The sequence below is a fragment of the Neisseria wadsworthii 9715 genome, from assembly GCF_000227765.1.
GTDB classification, from domain to species: domain Bacteria; phylum Pseudomonadota; class Gammaproteobacteria; order Burkholderiales; family Neisseriaceae; genus Neisseria; species Neisseria wadsworthii.
Genome location: NZ_JH165159.1, coordinates 1,166,593 through 1,170,119, shown reverse-complemented (window position 1 = coordinate 1,170,119; position 3,527 = coordinate 1,166,593). Strand labels below are relative to the sequence as shown.

Here is a 3,527-nt window from a genome sequence, read left to right as displayed (position 1 = left end):
CAACCCAACCAGCGTCAACACCCGAAACAACTCAAATATACCCAACAAACACTAAACAAATGTTTTATATGAGAATTTAGTTTACAGCCTGTTTATTAATATAACCTCTAAAACAAATTTACTCCCCACATATGCCAGCATCAGGCTAATAAATCCCAACACTGTCCAAATAGCCGCATTTTTCCCCCTCCATGCCATCATACTTCTTTTTAAAAGCAAAGTACCGTAAATAAACCAAGAAAAAATGCCGAATATTGACTTATGAGTAAATTCAAATGGGCGACCAAATACTTCTTCTGCAAAAAATGTGCCACTGACCACCGAAATGCTCAACAAAATAAACCCCACCCACATACCTTGGAACATTAACTTTTCCAAACTAAGCAAAGGTGGCAAGAATGACACTAACGACGAGAATTTACGTTGATGTAAATCCCGACTTAACCACAAAATCAGAACTGCTAACAACGTGATGATAGCAAACATACTATATGCTATTAACGATGCACCTATATGCGCCATAAAAGGAATATTTTCAATAGAATACCCTGTATATTTGCCAGGAAACACGGCTGCAAACAATAAAGAAATAGTTGCAATTGGGTAAAGAAGCAGCTGAAGCCCTCTTAAATTGTAAAAAAAACTGCCTGCAAAATACATAACCAGCATCAACCAGACAATCAGGCTTAAAGCATAGCCAAAACCCATAACCAAAACCCTATCAACTAATATCGGCAACAGCACTATCGCCCCATGCACAAGTGTCGCAGGTGCCAGAATGCTTAATTCTATTTTTAAAGGATAAGTGTCACCGTTGCCATTTTTGTAATACCGCCAAACAAAAACAGCTAATGCGGTATAAATCACCATAAGTAAAATCATTAAAACCGGCATAGCAAACATCCCTAGTTACGCATATTCAGAATAGCGTATGTGGTGTAAAATACGACGATTTTACCAAATATCCGCATACTGTGTTGTGTTTACACAGCCTGTATGTTTGTCGTTATCAAGGATTTAGAATGTTAGATAATTTAACCAACCGCTTCTATTCGGTATTCCGAAATATTCGCGGCCAAGCACATTTGGATGAAGAAAATATCAAACCGGCTCTGCGCGAAGTGCGTTTGGCGATGCTGGAAGCCGATGTTGCGTTGCCAGTTGTAAAAGATTTTGTTGCAAATATCAAAGACAAAGCTATCGGCAAGGAAATCAGTGAAAACCTAACGGCAGAACAAGCTTTTATCAGCATTGTCAATCAAGCGCTGATAGAGTTGATGGGTAAAGAAAACAGCGCTTTAAATCTCGCAGCTACTCCTCCCGCGGTGGTATTGATGGCAGGCTTGCAAGGCGCGGGTAAAACCACCACGGTAGGTAAACTCTCCCGCCTGTTGAAACAGCAAGACAAGAAAAAGAAAATTTTAGTAGTTTCTGCCGACGTGTACCGCCCTGCTGCCATTGAACAGCTCAAGCTTTTGGCAGAACAGGTAGGCGTGGATTTTTTCCCCTCAGATACAAGCCAAAAGCCGGTTGAAATTGCCCAGAAGGCACTTGAACATGCCAAACGCAACTTCTATGATGTTTTAATGGTCGATACCGCAGGCCGCTTGGCTATTGATGAAGAGATGATGGACGAAATCAAAGCACTCCATGCTGCGGTTAAGCCTATCGAAACCTTATTTGTTGTTGATGCCATGCTGGGTCAAGATGCGGTTAATACGGCGCAAGCCTTTAATGAAGCGCTGCCGCTGACCGGCGTTATCCTAACTAAAATGGATGGCGATTCACGTGGTGGTGCGGCCTTATCAGTACGCCAAATAACCGGCAAACCGATTAAATTCATCGGTGTCGGTGAGAAAATCGACGGTTTGGAGGCTTTTCACCCCGACCGCATCGCCAGCCGTATTTTAGGCATGGGCGACGTTTTGACCTTGGTGGAAGATGTTCAAAAAGGTATTGATGAAGAAATTGCTGCTGAAATGGCTGCCAAGCTGCGCAAAGGCAGGGGCTTTGATTTGAATGATTTTAAAGCCCAAATCCAACAAATGCGTAAAATGGGCGGCTTGGAAAACATTATGTCAAAGATGCCCGGGGAATTAGGTCAGATTTCCAAACAAATCCCCGAAGGGACTGCTGAAAAAGCCATGGGGCATGTTGAAGCCATTATCAACTCGATGACACCAAAAGAGCGCGCTAACCCAGCCTTAATCAAAGCCAGCCGCAAGCGCCGCATCGCAGCAGGCTCAGGCACGACTGTGCAGGAAGTGAACAAAATGCTCAATCAATTTGAGCAGTCGCAAAAAATGATGAAAATGTTTAGTGGCAAAGGCATGTCTAAACTGATGAATCTGGCCAAAGGTATGAAAGGCAAATTCCCTGGCTTCTGACTTTCGGATGCCTGTCTGAAAGTAAAGTTTTCAGACAGGCATCTTCATATTTCCCATCAAACCGACCTAATTAATAGGATTCTATATGCCCCGCTTCCGCACAGAACCAGCAGTTGCATTTTCCGAACAAAACCGCACTGCGGTTTTACTACTCAACCTCGGCACACCTGAAGCGCCTACGGCCGAAGCCGTTCGCCCCTATCTGCGTGAGTTTTTATCTGATGAACGCGTGGTGGAGCTACCCAAAGTATTGTGGCAACCTATTCTGCACGCCGCAGTATTGACCTTACGCCCTAAAAAAAGTGCGCATGGCTACGAAAAAGTCTGGTTTCCCGAAGGTTCACCACTAGCCATTTATACGGAGCAACAAGCTGCCGGATTAGCAGAGCAGCTTCCTGAAGTGATCGTTCGCCATGCTATGACTTATGGTAAACCTTCCGTATCCGACACAATCGACGAATTAAAAGCACAAGGAGTATCCCAGCTTCTCGTGATACCTCTTTACCCCCAATACGCTGCCTCCAGCGCAGGTGCTGCATTGGATAAAGTTTTATCCACTCTGTTTTACCAACGTAACATGATGAGCCTGCGTACGGTTAGCCGTTTTTATGATGACGAACACTATATCCATGCCTTATCACAGCAAATCCAAGCCTACTGGGCGCAAAACGGGCGTGGTGACAAAATCATGTTCAGCTTCCATGGCGTGCCCCAAGCCAATTGTGACAAAGGGGACCCTTATTTATTTGAATGCGGCGAAACTGTTCGCCTGCTGGCCCAAAAGCTTCAATTAAACGAGCAGGACTACATCATGGCCTTCCAAAGCCAGTTTGGGAAAGCCAAATGGATAGGCCCGAGCACGCAGGATTTATTAGAAAGCCTACCTAAACAAGGTGTGGCCAAACTTGATGTATTCTGCCCCGGCTTTATATCGGACTGTCTGGAAACCATGGAAGAAATTGCCATCGCAGGGCGCGAGGCTTTTCACGCCGCCGGCGGCACGCAATTCAACTACATCCCTTGTCTAAATGCCAATCCGGCTTGGATTGATGCTCTCGGCAAGTTGGCCAAACAACATCTGCAAGGCTGGATATAAATCCGAACCAATAAACAATGCCTGCCTGAAAATTTCAGACAGGC

At 44.7% G+C, this 3,527-nt stretch carries 3 protein-coding genes; 2 read left to right on the top strand and 1 reads right to left on the bottom strand.

Translation table 11 applies throughout. The features are described from left to right. Positions 1-81: 81 nt before the first annotated feature. The gene (locus tag HMPREF9370_RS05330; RefSeq protein WP_040666951.1) at positions 82-894 is read right to left on the bottom strand and encodes a cytochrome C assembly family protein; all 813 of its coding nucleotides are present in this window, start codon (positions 892-894) and stop codon (positions 82-84) included. Positions 895-1,022: 128 nt separating this feature from the next. Between HMPREF9370_RS05330 and ffh the strand changes: the two genes are divergently transcribed. Together ffh and hemH are read left to right on the top strand one after the other, a co-directional pair. Then, positions 1,023-2,387 (top strand): signal recognition particle protein, encoded by a 1,365-nt coding sequence (ffh, locus tag HMPREF9370_RS05325; protein WP_009116345.1) that lies wholly within the window; start codon positions 1,023-1,025, stop codon positions 2,385-2,387. A gap of 85 nt (positions 2,388-2,472) precedes the next feature. Further along, positions 2,473-3,483, top strand: a complete 1,011-nt coding sequence (gene hemH, locus HMPREF9370_RS05320; protein ID WP_009116344.1) for a ferrochelatase — start codon at positions 2,473-2,475, stop codon at positions 3,481-3,483. Positions 3,484-3,527 lie beyond the last annotated feature (44 nt).